This is a genomic window from Pseudomonas sp. PS02288 (assembly GCF_029959715.1).
Taxonomy (GTDB): domain Bacteria; phylum Pseudomonadota; class Gammaproteobacteria; order Pseudomonadales; family Pseudomonadaceae; genus Pseudomonas_O; species Pseudomonas_O kuykendallii.
This window is the reverse complement of record NZ_JASCPA010000001.1, coordinates 104,934-120,902: the sequence shown is the minus strand read 5'-3', so window position 1 is coordinate 120,902 and position 15,969 is coordinate 104,934. Positions and strand designations below refer to the sequence as shown.

The window sequence follows — 15,969 nt, the reverse complement described above, 5'->3', positions numbered from 1 at the left end:
GTACCGAGCATTCGCTCAGAGGCAATCGAATACGAAGGCACGCCCGTGCCAGCCGTAGGATGAGAGTTCGTTCAATTCGAATCCGGGATTGGCATTCAGCCATTCCGCGGTGGCCCGGCGCTCGCCAAAGCGGTTGGAGGCGTTGAAGCAGTTCCAGTCGTCGAACAGCATCACCACGCCGGGCCGCACGTGGCGGGTGACGGCCTGCAACACCCAGCTGCAGGACTCGTAGAGGTCGACATCGACATGGATGACGGCCACCGGTGAGTCGCCCAGCGCACAGGTGACTTCGTCGGCAGTATCGGGTCCGAACCAGCCTTTCACGAACGAGACGGGTGCGGCATCCGCCACCCCGTAGCGTTCCAGGAAAGCCTCGACGGCGGGCTGGTCGAACGCGTAGTCGCCGCGCTGGAACTGGCGGGAGCCCACGTCGACGCCGGTCAGCTCGGGCAGGCCCTCGAAGGAATCGCAAAGGATGTAGCGGTCGCACACGTTTTCACGACGATAGGCCCGCAGCGCCGACACCGCCGAGCGGCCCTTGCCGACGCCGAATTCCAGATAGGCCCCATGGATGCGACTGTCGGAGAGGAACTTCGCCGCCAGACTGTGTATGTCGACCCGCCCCGTCACCGAAAGCAGACTGGGATAGCCCTCCGCGTAGGGCAAGGGATCCAACTCATCGCGACGCATGTTTCCTCCGGACGTCAAGGCAGCCCACCTGTTTTTCATACCCATTGCGTGGCGCCTTGCGGCTGCCCCGACCCGCCCATGAAGCCATATGTCGATCAGGCATGTTCGAATACTCGTTCATTGCGGCGCAGAACGAAAAGCGCCTGGGGCAGACAGGAACGGCTGTCGACGAAATCCACCAGGTCGAAATACTTCAGCCAGTGCTTCTCGATATGCCCCTTCGGCACCAGCGTTTCGCCGTACGTACCACCATACTGGCCGAAGCCCGCATGCAGCAGCACGCCGTTGTCGTAATCCCGGTAGCTCGCCTCAACGTCGACGAACGAATTGATGAGGGATACGAACCACTCGTTGGAACGGTCGTTACGCCGTCTTATGTCAGCGCAGTAATCGATGAACGAGCGCCCCTGGGTCGTCATCATGACCAGGCCACCCGGCCGGGTAATACGCGCGAACTCTTCGATCCAGGCGTTCGCGCAGTCCGGCGCCAGGTGGGAAAACACCGAGTAGCCGAATGTGAGATCGAGCAGCCCGTCGCGCAGATCGCAGGGCGGGAAAGCCTCGACTTTCAGGAAGTTGCCCAGGCCGAACGCCTTGCGACAATGTTCCACCATGCCCCTGTTCACTTCGAGGCCGTAGATGTTGTCCGGGCTGGCGTACTTGAGCAGGAAACGCGTGTAGCGGCCCCAACCGCTGCCGAAGTCGGCGATCTTGGTCTTGTCGTCGAAGGCGATGCCATTCGTCCTGGCGTACCGGAGCACGACCCGCATGAAGCGCATTGCCTCCTGAAGTGCCGCCCCGCCCGAAGATCCTACGAAGACCGCCTGATCGGTCGCGCTGATGAAGCCGGGGAGAAAATGGTCCAGCTGAACGGGATCATCGACGCTTTTCAGAATGACCTTGAACCACTCCTCGTCTTCCAGCGCGGCGGCGGCCCTGTGCAGCGCGTACGGGCTGTCCTTGCGCCAGATTTCGAGGGCTTGGCCGGTCAGGCTGCGGCCCAGATCGGCGAAGGCGGATGAGACGGCGGATATCGGCGTGGGCGCGGGCGCGGGCGCAGCGGGCTTGAGGGCCGCGCTCTTCACCTGTTCGTCGAGGATTTCGATCGCGTTCACCGCGAGGAAATCACCGCCGCCCAGGCTCAGGGAATGACGAAACTTCTCGACGGCCTTTTCCGTCTGCCCCAGGCGGTAGAGAACGACGGCAATGTCGTTCGCCAGTTCGGCGTCCTCCGCTTCGCTCTCCAGTTGCCGGAAAAGCGTCAGCGCCTCATCGAAGTTGCCCTGGCTGAAATGCTCATACGCTTGCTGCCGAACGGCTTGTGCCTCTTCCATCATCGTCGCTGCCTCTATGCGCTCAACCGCGTGGCGGTTTTTTGGCGGATGCTTAGGTTGTGCCTGAGGTTTGCAAGCTTGATGCCTGTTTCCACCGGGCTTGCTCGTCAAAACAGCATAGAACGAACGAAAGCGCGCCGTTTCGGGCGCGCTTTTTCGTAAGCGAGGAAGGGAATTGCCGGCGAAGGCTTACATCTTGTCGAACAGGCTCAGCTGGCTGATCTTGATGAAAGAGGCCTGGGCGGCTTCGAGCATGGTTTGCTGCAGGACCAGTTGGGTGGTCGCGGCGGCCATGTCGGTGTCGCGGATGTCCGACTGGGTGGATTTGTTGGTGATGGAGAGGGTTTCGTTCTCGGTGCTCAGCACGTCGATGGTGTTCAGTCGTGCGCCGATCGAGGCCTGTGTGGCGAGGACCTGGTTGGAACCCTTGTCGAGGTTGGTGATCGCCGAGGCGACGGCGTCGCGCAGGGCGAGCTGCGCCGCGGTATCGCCCGAGGTCGGCGTCTTCAACGCGGCGGTCAGGTTGGAGATGGTTTCCAGGATGCCCTGGGTTTCCTGCGACTTGGGCTGCAGGGTGAACTGGTCGCCGTTGGCCGGCACGGCGCTGATGGTCATGTCCACGCCGCCCGCAGTGATGGTCTGCGGGAAAGCTGCGCCAAGGGTGCCGGTGGAAATTGCCGCATCGCCCGCCTTCATCGGCTGCGCGTACACCGAGTACGCGGTCGCGCTGCTGAACTGGACGATCACGCCGTTGGCCGGGAACTGCGTGGTGTAGGTGCTCTGGTTGGCGACGCTGGCGGTCATCTGCGCGCTGGAGGTGTTGGTCGCGCTGCGGGTCACGGCGAACTCGTCGGGCGCCATGCCGAAGTCGAAGCTGTAGCCGGTCAGCAGGTTGTCCAGCGAGGTGTCGGAGGAGTTGTCGTTCTCCTTGAGGGCGACGTCCAGCTCAAGGCTGACCCCGCGGAAGGTCACGGTGTTGCCGTCGATCGCGGTCGGATCGAAGCTGCCGTTTGTGGCGGACGCCTCGGACGTGACATCTACGCCGGCGCTGTCGGTGATCCTGAACTGCGTGCTGCTGACCAGCTCCAGGGTGTACGGCGAGCCGGCGCGGAAGCTGTCGTTGTACTTGCTGTCGTTTTGCACCAGCCCCTGGGAAAGGAACACGCGCTGATCGCCCGCGGCGACGGGGCCGGTCACGGCCACGCCGGTGTCCGGATCGGTGTAGTCGCGGGTGGGCGCATCCGAATAGGTCCGACTGGCGTTGGTGACGTTCTCGAACACGCTCCAGCCGCTGTCGTTGATCGACATCCGCGTCGAACTGGCCACCTGCAGGCCCAGCGCGCCCTGGTCGCCCTGGTAGGTGTAGGTGCCATCGGGATTCTGGATGTAGGGCTGGGTGCCGCTGTTGGAACCACTGAACAGGTACTGCCCGCTGGAGTCCTTGCTGTTCATCAGGTTCATCAGCTGGGTCTGGATCTGCTCCAGTTCGCTGGAGATCGAGGTGCGGTCGTTGTCCGACAGCGAGCCGTTACCGGCGCGCACCGCCAGCTCGCGGGCGCGCTGCAGCACGTTGGTTACGGAGGTCAGTACGCCCTCCTCCTGGGTCAGGCTGTTGGTTGCCGTGGTCAGGTTGGTGCTGTACTGGCCGAGTTCGGAGCTTTGCTGCTCGAGCTGCAACAGGCGCGCGGCGCCCACCGGGTCGTCCGCCGGGGTCTGGATGCGCACGCCGCTGGACAGCTGCTGCTGGGTCTTGACGATCTCCGAGTACCCTTTCTGGTAACCGGAGACGTTGGAGGTGAACACCTGCGAGGTGGAAAGACGCATTTCTCAGCCTCCGCTTAAAAGCTGTTGATCAGGGTATCGAAGGTACTGCGCGCGATCTGGATGATCTGTGACGACGCGTTGTAGTACTGCTCGAACTTGATGAGGTTGGCGGCCTCCTCGTCGAGGTTGACCCCCGAATAGGAATCCCAGCTGCCCTTCGCCTGGGTCAGGATCGCCGAGGTCGCGCTGGCATCCAGCTTGGCCTGGTTGGTCTTGGCGCCGACCTGCTCGATCAGCGAACTGTAGGCGGCGACGAAACTCTTGCCCGAGCTGCTGCCGCTGGAACCGATGGTGGCCTTGGTCTGAAGGTCCAGCAGGCTCTGCGCATTGCGGTTGTCGGCGGTGCCATTGGCGTTGAACGAGAAGGTGAAGCTGTCGCCGGCACCCGGCTTGCCGCTGATGGACGTCTCGAAGCTGAACGCGGAGGGCACGCTGGGCGGGTTGGCCGCCACGTTGACCGTCACGGTGTTGTTGTTGCCCGGCACGATGGTGCCGGTGCCGATGTTGTTGCCGGCCGAATCGTAGAGGTTGTAACCCTGGGTTCCGGCGCCGGCGGCGTCGAACACCATCTTCACCGGCATGCCGCTCTTCAGGCTCGCCTGCATGTTGGCCTGGGCGACGGGGTCGGTGATGTCGATCTTGGTGGTCAGCGTGGGCTGGGTGATCGCCCCGGAACCGTAGTTGCCGGTGGTGACCACGCCGGCCAGCGGCGCGGCGAACGCCAGTTGCCCGGCATCGGTCAGCGAGGTGCTGATCGAACCGGCCGCGGTACGCGTGGGAATGATGGTGAAGGTGTCGCCCGCTGCGGCGTTGCCGCCGGTGAGCTGCAGGGAAAATCCATCGACCACCGGCGCGGGATTCGTCGCGGTGTCGAAGGTGCCGTTCCCGGACGGGAACTTGGCGCCGTCGGAGGAGCGGGTCACCGTGTAGTGCGTGCTGTCGGTGAAGGTGACTTCGTAGTCGCTGGTGGTCAGCGCGCCGGAGTCCTTGATGGTGACGTTGAAGTTCGACGTCGCGCTGCTGTTGCCCTCCTGCGCGAGGCTGCGCTGGGCGATCAGCGTGGCGCTGTTGATGTCGCCGAACAGCGGAGCGCCGAACTCGCCCTTCAGGTCCAGGCCCTGGCCGAGCTGGCTGTTGACCGCATCGGAAACGACCAGCGCCATGCGCCCGAGCTCGTTCATCGTCGAGTCGAGCACGTCGGTGCGGTAGCGCAGCAGGCCGCCGATCTCGCCGCCGGTCACCGCGGAGGTCACGTCGCGGGTCGCCGAGCCCTGGGTCAGGGTCAGCGCGTAGCGTGTCGGGTCGTCCTGGCTCGGCGTGGCGTTCAGCGTCGAGGCGCTGTTGCCGACGACCAGCGGCTGGCCGGAGCCGATGTACAGGTTGTAGTTGCCATCCTGGTTCACCACGGACACGCCAATCAGCTCGTTGAGCTGGCGAACGGTCTCGTCGCGGGCATCGAGCAGGTCGTTGGGCGTGGCACCGGTGGACGCGGCCTGGGTGATCGCCAGGTTGTACTGGGCGACGTTGGAGGCCAGCTTGTTGACCTGGTTGGTCATGCTGCCGAGCTGCTCGTTGATGTAGCCGTTCTGGTCGGCGAGCTGGTCGTAGATGGCGTTGAAACGGCTGGACAGCGCGTTGCTCTGGGTCAGCAGCAGTTGCCGCGAGGCGGCATCGGTCGGGCTCGCGGCAGCGGTCTGCAACGAGGTGAAGAAACTCTGCAGCACGGTGCTGATGCCCGTGGTGCTGTCGGCCAGCAACGAGTTCACCTGCTGGATCTGGGTGTAGTACGACTGCGAGTCGCTGCTCAGCGAGGTGCTGGTGTTCACCTGGGTGCCCAGGTAGCTGCTGTACATGCGTCGCACGTCGGTGAGCGTGGTGCCGCTGCCGATGTAGACGTTGCCGCTGCGCTGCGACGGCGCCGCCACCTGCTCGGTGGTCTTGCGCGTGTAGCCGGCGGTGTCGGCGTTAGTGATGTTGTTACCGGTGACGTTGAGCGCCGCCTGGCTGGCAGACAGCCCGGAAAGACCGATGGAAAGTAGGTTCGCCATGGCTCAGGCCTTATATACGAGTGGTGCCGGAGCCGACCGAGGCCAGCGTCTGGATCGAGTGATAGGTGTCCATGCTGCGTGCGATCTGGTTCACCTTGCGGGCGTAACGCGGATCGGTGGCGTAGCCGGCTTCCTGCAGCTCGGTCATGAATTTCTCGGAGTTGCCGTTGGTCTTCAGGGCGTCGCCGTAACGCTCGTTGGTCTGCAGAAAGTCCACATAGTCGTGGAAGCTGTCCGCGTAGGAGTCGTAGGTGCGGAACTTGGCGACTTCCTTCACTTCCTTGCCGCCGACGTACTCGTTGGTCACCGCGTTCACCGAACCGCCCTTCCAGCCGTGCGACTTGATGCCGAACAGGTTGTTGGCGTTGCTGCCGTCGGCCTGGCGAATCATGTGCTTGCCCCACCCGGTTTCCAGCGCGGCCTGGGCGACCAGGTAACGCGGGTCGACGCCGATGCGCTTGGCGGCGGCTTCGGCCATCGGCAGCATGGTCTGGATGAAGTCTTCCTTGCTGCTGAAACGGGTCTTCTCGCTGGTGGCGGCGACTGCGTCGGCCTTGCTGATCGACGCCGGCGCGGCGCTCTTGTCGAGGCCGGCGATGCGGTTCTGGAAGGGGTTGGCGGCCGGGGTCTGCGCGCGCTGCTGAACCTGCTTCCAGTCGCTGCCGATCTGCTCGGCGATGCTGGCGACCGCAGCGGTCTTCTCGGCGCTGTCCGGGACGATGCCGGCGGCGATGCGCTGGGAAATCGACGCGGGCAGCGACAGGCGACGCTGATTGATCAGCTTGGAGTCGTCGCGGGTCGGATCGACGGCGGCGAGCTTCTTCGAGGACGACGGCCACACCGCGCTGTTGGGCTGGGTCTTGCCCTTCTCCGCGCTCGCCGCAGCGGTCGTGCTCTCGCCGGCCTGCGCGAACGGATTCTTCCGCCCGGCGTTGCTGGTGGTGTGGCTGAGTTGGCGCTCGAGCACGCCCGCCAGGCCGATGCCGCCCTCTTTGGACAGGTTCATCGCCAGCTGCTGGTCGTGCATGTCCTGGTACTGCTTGCTGGTCTGGCTGGAGAACGGGCTGTCCTTGTCGGCCAGCACTTCGTTCGCCGAGCGCATGGACTTCATCATCTGGCTGAGGAACAGCGACTCGAACTCCTGGGCGACTTTCTTGACGTTTTCCGCGCTGTCCCGGTTCTTGCCTTTCATGGCAGCGAGACGGTTCAGATCGGTGACCGAGCCCGAGTCGGTGTTGCTGCTGTAGTTTCCGCCCAGGCGTGAGTCCATCGCTGTAATCCCCGCTTAGATGACGATCAGATCGGCCTGCAAGGCGCCGGCCTGTTTCAGAGCTTCGAGGATGGCCATCAAATCCCCCGGTGCCGCGCCGACCTGGTTAACCGCACGGACGATCTCGTCCAGCGTGGTACCCGGGCCGAACTTGAACATCGGCTTGGCTTCCTGTTCCGCCTTGATCTTCGAATTCGGTACCACCACCGTTTCGCCGCCCGCCAGCGCGTTGGGTTGGCTGACGATCGGGTCTTCGCTGATGGTTACGGTCAGGCTGCCGTGGGTCACCGCTGCGGGTGAAACCTTGACGTTCTGGCCGATGACAATGGTGCCGGTACGCGAGTTGATGATGACCTTGGCAACCGCCTGACCCGGATCGATGTCGAGGTTCTCGAGAATCGATATGTAGTCGACGCGCTGGTTCGGATCCAACGGAGCATTGACGCGTACAGAGCCTCCATCAATGGCTGATGCAACGTCCGGGCCAAGCAGCTCGTTGATCTTGTCGACGATGTGCTTCGCGGTGGTGAAGTCCGAACGGTTGAGGTTCAGCGTCAGGCTGTTGCCCTGGTCGAAGCCGCTCGGCACCGGCCGCTCGACGGTCGCGCCACCCGGAATGCGTCCGGCCGACGGAACGTTGACGGTGATCTTCGAGCCGTCGCGGCCTTCGGCGTCGAAGCCGCCGACCACCAGGTTGCCCTGAGCCACCGCGTAGACGTTGCCGTCGATCCCCTTGAGCGGGGTCATCAGCAGGCTGCCACCGCGCAGGCTCTTCGAGTTGCCGATCGAGGAGATCGTCACATCGATGGTCTGGCCCGGCTTGGCGAACGCCGGCAGGTCGGCATGGATCGACACGGCGGCAACGTTTTTCAGCTGTACGTTGCCGCCAGCCGGCACTTTTATGCCGAACTGCGCGAGCATGTTGTTGAAGGTCTGGATGGTGAACGGGGTCTGCGTGGTCTGGTCGCCCGTACCACTGAGGCCGACCACCAGGCCGTAACCGATCAACTGGTTGCTGCGCACACCCTGGATGCTGGCGATGTCCTTGAGCCGCTCGGCGTGAGCGGCGGTGGCGGACAACAGCAGAGCGATCCCGACGAACATCGACTTGAACATGATCATGCGCCTCAGAAGGGCCACAGCGGACTGGTGAAGAACTGGCTCAGCCAGCCCGGCTGACTGGCATCGGCGAACGCGCCGGTGCCGGAATAGGTGATGCGGGCGTCGGCCACGCGGGTCGACACGACGGTGTTGTCGGTGGCGATGTCATCGGCGCGAACCAGGCCGGAGATGCGCATCAGCTCGTTACCGGTGTTCAGCGTCAGCCATTTCTCGCCGCGGACGGCAAGCACGCCGTTGGGCAGCACTTCGGCGATGGTCACCGTCAGCGAACCGGTCAGGCTGTTGCCCTGCGCGGCCTGGGAGTCGCCCTTGTTATCGCGACTGCCGGAGAACTGGGCACTGAGGTCCATGCTGTTCTTGGTCAGCGGGTTGGTCCCGGACACCGCGCCGCCGAACAGCGAGGTCAGGCCGAGGTTGGCCGAGCTGTCCTTGGAGATGTCGGAGCTGGCGTTCTTGCTCGCCTGGGTACGTTCCTGCAGCGTGATGGTGATGATGTCGCCGACGCGGAACGCCTTGCGGTCGCTGTACAGGTTCTGCTCGAAACCCGGCTGGTAGATCGAGCCGTTGGTGGCGGCGGCCGGCATCGGCGTGCGCGGCATCACCGGCGCGTAGTACGGGTCGTTGGGCTTGGCCGCCGGGGCCACGCATCCTGCGAGAAAAAGCGCTCCGAGCACGGGGACGATAACGGTAAGGCGGATCATGGAGCGCTACCTCGCGGGTATTACAGGTTCTGGGTGACGAAGCCGAGCATCTGATCGGCGGTGGAAATGACCTTGGAGTTCATCTCGTAGGCACGCTGGGTGGTGATCATGTTCACCAGTTCCTCGACCGTGCTGACGTTGGAGTTCTCCAGGGTGTTCTGCAGGACGGTCCCGAGGCCGTTGAGGCCCGGTGTGCCGGTCTGCGGCGCACCGCTGGAGGCGGTCTCCATGAACAGGTTGTTGCCGGTGGCCTGCAGGCCGGCCGGGTTGATGAAGTTGGCGGTCTGGATGTTGCCGATCACGGTCGGCGTCGAGCTGCCGGCCACGGTGACGGAAACGGTGCCGTCCTCGCCGACGGTGAAGGTCTGGGTTTCCGGCGGAACGACGATCGCCGGCTCCAGCGGGAAGCCGTTGGCGGTCACCACCTGGCCATCGGAGTTCAGGTGGAAGGTGCCGTCGCGGGTGTAGGAGACGGTGCCGTCGGGCATGGTCACCTGGAAGAAGCCGTCACCATTGACCGCCATGTCGAGCGGCTGGTCGGTGGTCTGCAGGCTGCCTTCGGTGAAGTTCTTCTGCGTGCCGACGATGCGCACACCGGTACCCAGCTGCAGGCCGGACGGCAGCTGGTTGTCCTGGGTCGCCTGGGCGCCCGGCTGACGACGAACCTGATAGAGCAGGTCCTGGAACTCGGCGCGGTCACGCTTGAAGCCGGTGGTCGAGACGTTCGCCAGGTTGTTGGAAATGGTCGTCAGGTTCATGTCCTGGGCGGACAGACCGGTCTTCGCGACCCAAAGTGCAGAAAGCATGTGGCTTCTCCTCGCGTCGGTTTTTCGACGCCTCAATCACTTATTCAGCTGAATTGCAAAACCTTGGCCAAGGCGGCCGAGTCGTCCTCGGCGGTTCGCATCATCTTGATGTGCAGTTCGAATTGGCGGGACAGCGCCAGGATCGAGGTCATCTCCTCGGCGGCGTTGACGTTGCTCGCCTCGACGAAACCGGAGGCCACGCGCACGTTGGCATCCACGTCCGGCGCGGGCTGGCCGGCCTTCATGTGGATCAGGCCGTCGGTGCCCTTCTCCATCTGCTTCTGGTCCGGGTTGACCAGCTTGAGGCGGTCGACCTGGGCGATGACGTTGGCGCTCTGGCCCTGGGAGCGGATGCTGATGCTGCCGTCCTGACCGATCTCGATCTTGGTCGCCGGCGGTACGGAAATCAGTCCGCCGTTGCCCAGGACCGGAAAGCCGCTGGCGGTACGCAGGATGCCGACGGCGTCGACCTCGAGGCTGCCGGTGCGCACGTAGGCCTCGCCACCGCTGGGCGCCTGCACGGCCATCCAGCCATCGCCTTCGATGGCGACGTCGAGATCGCGGCCGGTTTCCTGCAGCGCCGCCGGGGTGAAGTCAGTGGCCGGACGTTCGCTCATGGCGTAGACCCGCGACGGCATGCTCTCGCCGAAGACCTGCATGGAGCGCGCTTGCTCCAGGTCCTTGCGGAAGCCGGACGTCGAGACGTTCGCCAGATTGTTGGCGTGCGCGCGCTGGGCCATCTCGTTCTGGCTGGCACCGGTCATGGCGACGTAGAGAAGTTTGTCCATGAATCACCTCGAAGCGACGGAGGAGCGCCGTCATTGAATCGTTCGAGAGTGATAAAGCAAGCGCTATGCCAAAAACAGAATAGCGCTTTAGGCAATTGATTTTAAAAGAAAAAGCCTCGAAAGAGGCTTTTGTGCAGCGAAGCAAGCGGCAGTTATCTGCCGCCTGCTGCTGAAGCGGATCAGGTCATCTGGATAATGGTCTGATTGATCGTGCTCTCGGTCTCGATGGTCTTGGCGTTCGCCTGGTAGTTGCGCTGGGCAACGATCAGGTTGACCAGTTCGGCAGTCAGGTCGACGTTGGAGTCTTCCAGCGAACCGGACGCCAGCGTGCCCAACGTGCCCGAACCCGGCACGCCGATCACCGGCTCGCCCGAGGCGAAGGACTCGGCCCAGTCGGTGTTGCCGACCGGCGTCAGGCCCTGCATGTTGGCGAACGTCGCCAGCACGGTCTGGCCGATCACCTTGGACTGCCCGTTGGTGTAGGTGGCGAACAGGCTGCCGTCGTCGGCGACTTCCAGGCCGGACAGCTGACCGGTGGTGTAACCGTCCTGGCTCACGCTGTTCACCGCGAAGTTAGTGTTGGTCTGGGTCGAACCGCGCATGTCCAGGGTCAGGCCCGTGGCGTTGGCGGTAGCGCCGTTGCTGCCCCAGGTAACCGGATTGGTGTTGCGGTTGGTGATGGTCGCAGGCACCCAGTCGGTCAGCGAAAGAACGCCGGCCGGAGACGTGGCGACACCGTCGAAGCCGGTTGCGCCAACCAGGTTCCCGGAGGCATTGAAGGTCAAGTTCGAAGCGTAGGGCGCGGTGCCCAGCGCTTCGGAGGCCGCGGCCACGGCCGAAGCGACGCTGGCAGCAGTGGCGCCGGTGGCGGCGGCGGCAGCGTTGGCGGCCGCGGTCACGCTGGCGTCGGTGCCGGCAGGCAGCGAGGCGACCACGCTGGCCGGCGTCGAGCCGGCGGCGTTAGCGGCGGTCTGCGCGGCGCCTACGGCAGCGCTGTCACCGCCCGGGTTGCTCGGGTTGCGTCCGTCGACGGTCACGTACATGGTCCAGCTGTTCGCGTCGTTCTTCACGAAGTACTGCGACATGGTGTGCGAGTTGCCCTGGGAGTCGTAGACGTCGACCGAGGTGGACCAGTTGTAGCTCGCCGAGACCGACGGATTGAACGGCGTGGTGGTCGGAACGGCCGCGGTGGAGTTCAGCGCGACGACCTGGTCGATATCGGTGGTGGCCTTCGGCAACTGGTTGGTGGTATCGATCTTCAGGTCGGTGATCACCCCGTTGACGATGTTGCCGCTGGCATCGACGCCGTAGCCCTGCAGCCTGTTGCCCGAGTTGTCGATGACGAAACCGGCGCTGTCCGAATGGAAGGTGCCGTTACGGGTGTAGACCCGGGAGCCATTGTCGCTGAGCACGAAGAAGCCGTTGCCGTTGATCGCCAGGTCCAGGCTGCCACCAGTGGAGGTGATGTTGCCCTGGGTGAACTGCTGCGAGACGTTGGCGGTGAGTACGCCGCTGCCGGTGGTGTTCTTGCCGGAGCCGAACATCGAGGTGGCGTATACGTCGGCGAACTCGGCGCGGGAGGCCTTGAAGCCGGTGGAGCCCACGTTGGCAATGTTGTTGCCGGTCACGTTGAGGTTCTTGCTGGCGGCGTTGAGGCCACTCAGGCCGATATTGAAAGACATGAATTTCTCCTTCCGGCGCGCCGGCTTACTGGCCAATCACCTGGACTTGCGACAGCTTCACGCTGCCCATCCCGGCTAAGTTGAGGGTCATTTCTCCGCCGTCCTGTCCCAGCGTCACGCTGCTGACAGTCGCCGGCATGTAGGTCGAAAGAGCGGTCTTGGTGTCATCGATGGTGGCGGTCGCCTTGAACGTGTAAGTGCCGGCCGCGAGCTTCGTGCCATTGGTGTCGGTACCGTCCCACTCGAAAGTGACGTTGCCGGCCTCCTGGGCGCCGAGATTGATCTTCTTCACCACGGCGCCGGCGGAGTCGTACACGCTGACGGTGGTTTCGGTGCCGGCCTCAGGCAGCTTCACCGCGCCGGTGATGCCGGTAGAGGTATCCACGACCGCCTTGTCGGTTTGCGCGATCACCGAACGACCGACCAGCGACGAGGCCTGCAGCGCCTGCGAGGACTGGAAGCCGCTGGTGATGGTGTTGACGGACGCGTTCAGGTTCTCCATGCCCTCGACCTGGCTGAACTGCGCCAGCTGGGCGACGAACTCGCTGTTGTCCTGGGGATCGAGCGGGTTCTGGTTGTTCAACTGGGTAACCAGCAATTGCAGGAAGTCGTTCTTGCCCAGCGAGCTGGAGCTGCTGGACGAACTGGTGCTGCTGGAATCTTTCGGCTTCGTGGTACTGGACAGTCCGGCCAGTACGTCGGAGGCGCTATTGACAGTGCTCATTGAAGTTCTCCGCTTACTGACCCAGCGTCAGTACTTTCTGCATCATTTGTTTGGCGGTGTTCATGATTTCCGCGTTGGTCTGGAACGCACGGCTGGCGGAGATCATGTCGGCCATTTCCTCGACGACGTTGACGTTGGGGTAATACACGTAGCCGTCCTTGTCCGCGGCCGGATGGTTGGGCTCATAGCGCGCCTGCAACTCGCTCTGGTCCTCGACGATTCCGGTCACCTGAACGCCTACGCCGGCCTGGCCCTGGTCCTCGAACAACGAACCGCCACCAGCGCCCTGGGCGCCATCGAGCATGGTGGCGAACACCGGATGCCGCGCGCGGTAGGTCTGATCGACGCTGGAGGAAACGGTGTCAGCGTTGGCGATGTTGCTGGCGACGGTATTCAGGCGCGTGTTCTGCGCACTCATGCCGGTACCGGCGATATTGAACAGGCTACTGAGTGACATGCTTATTCTCCGCGAATGGCCTCGATCAGCCCTTTGAACTTGCTATTGAGAAGCGTGAAGCTGGCCTGGAATTCCAGAGAGTTCTGGGCGTAGGCGGCCTGCTCGACCTGTTCGTCGACGGTGTTCTGGTCCAGCGACGGCTGGGTCGGAATGCGGTAGCGCAACGACGCGTCGGTGGTGGTCATGGCAATGCCTTCCGCCTCGATGTGGCGACTGCTGGTGGTCGTCAGCGTCGGCATGTTCGAGCTGGAGCCACCCTTCGCCATCTTGTCCGCCTGCTCGGCGAGCACCGCGCTGAAGTCCAGGTCGCGGGCCTTGTAGTTGGGCGTATCGGCGTTGGCGAGGTTATTGCCTAATACCTCGGCGCGTTGTGCACGGAAGGCCAGGGCTTTCTCGTGGATACCGAGGGCGTTGTCGAAACTGATGCTCATGGTCACGGGACCTATGCGGTGTGCTGTATCAGCGATAAAGCAAGCGCCATGCCATGAATTTTCTTGCTTATAGATCAGCGAGTTGCAAAGCCGCGACAAAAACCGGATGCGAAAACGGCAATTAATTTCCGCTTTCGGAGGTTCTCTTCCGGAGGGGGCGGCAAAACTTTGGCGCCGTGGGCGGCAAGCCATGCCAGGGAGCGGCAAGCGCTTTCCGCCGCGGAAAGCGCTCAGGAGGAAAAGGCCTTACTTGACCTTGTAGATGATGCCGGGGCTGCACTGAACCATCTGGTAGAGGTCGGGCAGCCCGTTCAGCGCTTCGGACGCGCCGAGGAACAGGTAGCCACCCGGTTTCAGCGTGGCGTGGATGCGCGTGAGGATGTCCTTCTTCACTTCCGCGGAGAAGTAGATCAACACGTTGCGGCAGAAGACGATATCGAACTTGCCAAGCACCGAATAGCTGTCCAGCAGGTTCAGCGCGCGGAACTCGATCCGGTTGCGGATCGGCGCCTTGACCGCCCAGCGGCCCGGCGCCTTCAGGTCGAAGTAACGCTGCAGGCGCTCCTGCGAGAGGCCCCGCCCCATCGCCAGGCTGTCGTACTCGCCGGACTTGCAGGCGGTGAGCATGGTCCCGGAAAGGTCGGTGGCGACTATCTGCACGCCGGCCTTGAGCTGCCCTAAGTTGGTCCGCTCGAACTCGTCGATCGCCATGGACAGCGAATAGGGCTCCTGCCCCGACGAACAGGCGGCCGACCAGATTCGCAGCCGTTGCCCACCGGCGTTCTTGATCATCTCCGGAAGAATCCGGGACTTCAGCACCTCGAACGGGTAGGCGTCGCGAAACCAGAGGGTCTCGTTGGTCGTCATCGCGTCGACCACCTGCTCGCGCAGGCCGCTGCGCGGCTGACTTTCGATACGCTGGACCAGCTCGCTCAGGGAACGGATGGATTGCTGCTCCATCAGTTTGTTGAGGCGGCTGGATACCAGGTACTGCTTGTTGCTGCCGAGCAGGATGCCGCAGGTTTTCTCCAGGAAAACCCGAAACTGCTCGAAGTCCAGATTGCCTGAAGACACGGGTGCTGCCTCTCCGATCCGATGGGCTGCCAAGAGTATTCCTTAGCCGTTGGCTGATTGTTTGACACGCTCGACGACCCGCGAAGCGAGGTCGTCGGGGCGGAACTTGGCGAGAAAATCGTCGGCGCCCACTTTCTTCACCATGGCCTGGTTGAACACGCCCGACAACGAAGTATGCAGGAGAATGTGCAGCTTCTGCAGGCGCTGATCGGCGCGGACCTCCGCGGTGAGCGTGTAGCCGTCCATCTCCGGCATCTCGATGTCGGAAATCATCATCAGCAATTCGTCTTCAGGGTGACGACCCTCGTCGGCCATGCTCTTGAGATAGTCCAGCGCTTGGCGACCGTCGTTCAGCGCAGTCACCTCGACGCCGACGCTTTCCAGACAACGGCTCACCTGCTTGCGTGCCACCGACGAGTCGTCGACGATCAGCACGCGCTTGGTCACCGCGCGCTGCTGGGTCTCGACGTCGATCACGCCCTCGGAGATGACCTCCGAGGTCGGCGCCACTTCGGCAAGGATCTTCTCCACGTCGATGATTTCCACCAGCTGGTTGTCGACCCGCGTCACCGCCGTCAGGAAGTGGTCGCGACCGGCACCCTTGGGCGGCGGATGGATCTCCTCCCAGTGCATGTTGACGATGCGCTCCACGGAACGCACCAGGAAACCCTGCACTTTGGTGTTGTACTCGGTGATGATGACGAAACTGTCTTTCAGGTCATCGAGGCCCGGTTTACCGGTGGCCATGGCCAGGTCGAGGATCGGAATGGTACCGCCGCGAATGCTGGCAACGCCGCGAACGACCGGGCTCGATTTCGGCATGATGGTGAGTTTCGGGCACTGCAGCACCTCCTTCACCTTGAACACGTTGATGCCGTACAGCTGTTTTCCGTCCAGGCGGAACAGCAGCAGCTCGAGGCGGTTCTGCCCCACCAGCTGAGTTCGCTGGTTAACCGAATCCAATACACCGGCCATGCCAGATTCCTCTAAATGAATGTCCCGCGTCTGCTTAGGGTAG

Annotated in this window: 15 protein-coding genes; all 15 read right to left on the bottom strand. The window is 63.3% G+C overall.

All coding sequences use genetic code 11. The features are described from left to right. Positions 1-15 precede the first annotated feature (15 nt). Entirely contained in the window at positions 16-690 is a 675-nt protein-coding gene (locus QMX85_RS00550) for a TylF/MycF/NovP-related O-methyltransferase (RefSeq protein ID WP_282338192.1), read from the bottom strand. Positions 691-785: 95 nt separating this feature from the next. Beyond that, on the bottom strand, positions 786-2,027 hold the full coding sequence (locus QMX85_RS00545; RefSeq protein ID WP_282338190.1) for a methyltransferase domain-containing protein: 1,242 nt from the start codon (positions 2,025-2,027) through the stop codon (positions 786-788). A gap of 186 nt (positions 2,028-2,213) precedes the next feature. Continuing rightward, the gene (locus QMX85_RS00540; protein ID WP_282338188.1) at positions 2,214-3,848 is read right to left on the bottom strand and encodes a flagellar hook-associated protein 3; all 1,635 of its coding nucleotides are present in this window, start codon (positions 3,846-3,848) and stop codon (positions 2,214-2,216) included. Positions 3,849-3,862: 14 nt separating this feature from the next. Then, on the bottom strand, positions 3,863-5,896 hold the full coding sequence (gene flgK, locus QMX85_RS00535) for a flagellar hook-associated protein FlgK (RefSeq protein WP_282338186.1): 2,034 nt from the start codon (positions 5,894-5,896) through the stop codon (positions 3,863-3,865). A gap of 10 nt (positions 5,897-5,906) precedes the next feature. Next, a complete protein-coding gene (gene flgJ / locus QMX85_RS00530; RefSeq protein ID WP_282338185.1) occupies positions 5,907-7,166 on the bottom strand; it encodes a flagellar assembly peptidoglycan hydrolase FlgJ in 1,260 nt (419 codons plus the stop codon). 15 nt (positions 7,167-7,181) lie between these two features. Further along, complete coding sequence (locus tag QMX85_RS00525; protein WP_090229636.1) at positions 7,182-8,282, bottom strand: flagellar basal body P-ring protein FlgI; 1,101 nt, start codon at positions 8,280-8,282, stop codon at positions 7,182-7,184. An 11-nt stretch (positions 8,283-8,293) separates the two neighbouring features. Next, positions 8,294-8,989, bottom strand: a complete 696-nt coding sequence (gene flgH / locus QMX85_RS00520) for a flagellar basal body L-ring protein FlgH (protein ID WP_282338183.1) — start codon at positions 8,987-8,989, stop codon at positions 8,294-8,296. A 20-nt stretch (positions 8,990-9,009) separates the two neighbouring features. Next, positions 9,010-9,795 (bottom strand): flagellar basal-body rod protein FlgG, encoded by a 786-nt coding sequence (flgG, locus tag QMX85_RS00515; RefSeq protein WP_090229641.1) that lies wholly within the window; start codon positions 9,793-9,795, stop codon positions 9,010-9,012. 44 nt (positions 9,796-9,839) lie between these two features. Further along, positions 9,840-10,583 (bottom strand): flagellar basal-body rod protein FlgF, encoded by a 744-nt coding sequence (gene flgF / locus QMX85_RS00510; protein ID WP_090229644.1) that lies wholly within the window; start codon positions 10,581-10,583, stop codon positions 9,840-9,842. Positions 10,584-10,762: 179 nt separating this feature from the next. Next, complete coding sequence (locus QMX85_RS00505) at positions 10,763-12,265, bottom strand: flagellar hook protein FlgE (protein WP_282338178.1); 1,503 nt, start codon at positions 12,263-12,265, stop codon at positions 10,763-10,765. A 25-nt stretch (positions 12,266-12,290) separates the two neighbouring features. Further along, positions 12,291-12,989: a flagellar hook assembly protein FlgD gene (gene flgD / locus QMX85_RS00500; protein ID WP_090229648.1), complete on the bottom strand. Its 699-nt coding sequence runs from the start codon at positions 12,987-12,989 to the stop codon at positions 12,291-12,293. A 13-nt stretch (positions 12,990-13,002) separates the two neighbouring features. Continuing rightward, the gene (gene flgC, locus QMX85_RS00495) at positions 13,003-13,446 is read right to left on the bottom strand and encodes a flagellar basal body rod protein FlgC (RefSeq protein ID WP_282338175.1); all 444 of its coding nucleotides are present in this window, start codon (positions 13,444-13,446) and stop codon (positions 13,003-13,005) included. A 2-nt stretch (positions 13,447-13,448) separates the two neighbouring features. After that, positions 13,449-13,877: a flagellar basal body rod protein FlgB gene (flgB, locus tag QMX85_RS00490; protein WP_282338174.1), complete on the bottom strand. Its 429-nt coding sequence runs from the start codon at positions 13,875-13,877 to the stop codon at positions 13,449-13,451. Positions 13,878-14,123: 246 nt separating this feature from the next. Further along, positions 14,124-14,951 carry a protein-glutamate O-methyltransferase CheR gene (cheR, locus tag QMX85_RS00485; RefSeq protein ID WP_090229656.1) on the bottom strand — a complete coding sequence of 276 codons (828 nt, stop codon included), beginning with the start codon at positions 14,949-14,951 and terminating at the stop codon, positions 14,124-14,126. 42 nt (positions 14,952-14,993) lie between these two features. After that, on the bottom strand, positions 14,994-15,926 hold the full coding sequence (locus QMX85_RS00480; RefSeq protein WP_282338169.1) for a chemotaxis protein CheV: 933 nt from the start codon (positions 15,924-15,926) through the stop codon (positions 14,994-14,996). Positions 15,927-15,969 lie beyond the last annotated feature (43 nt).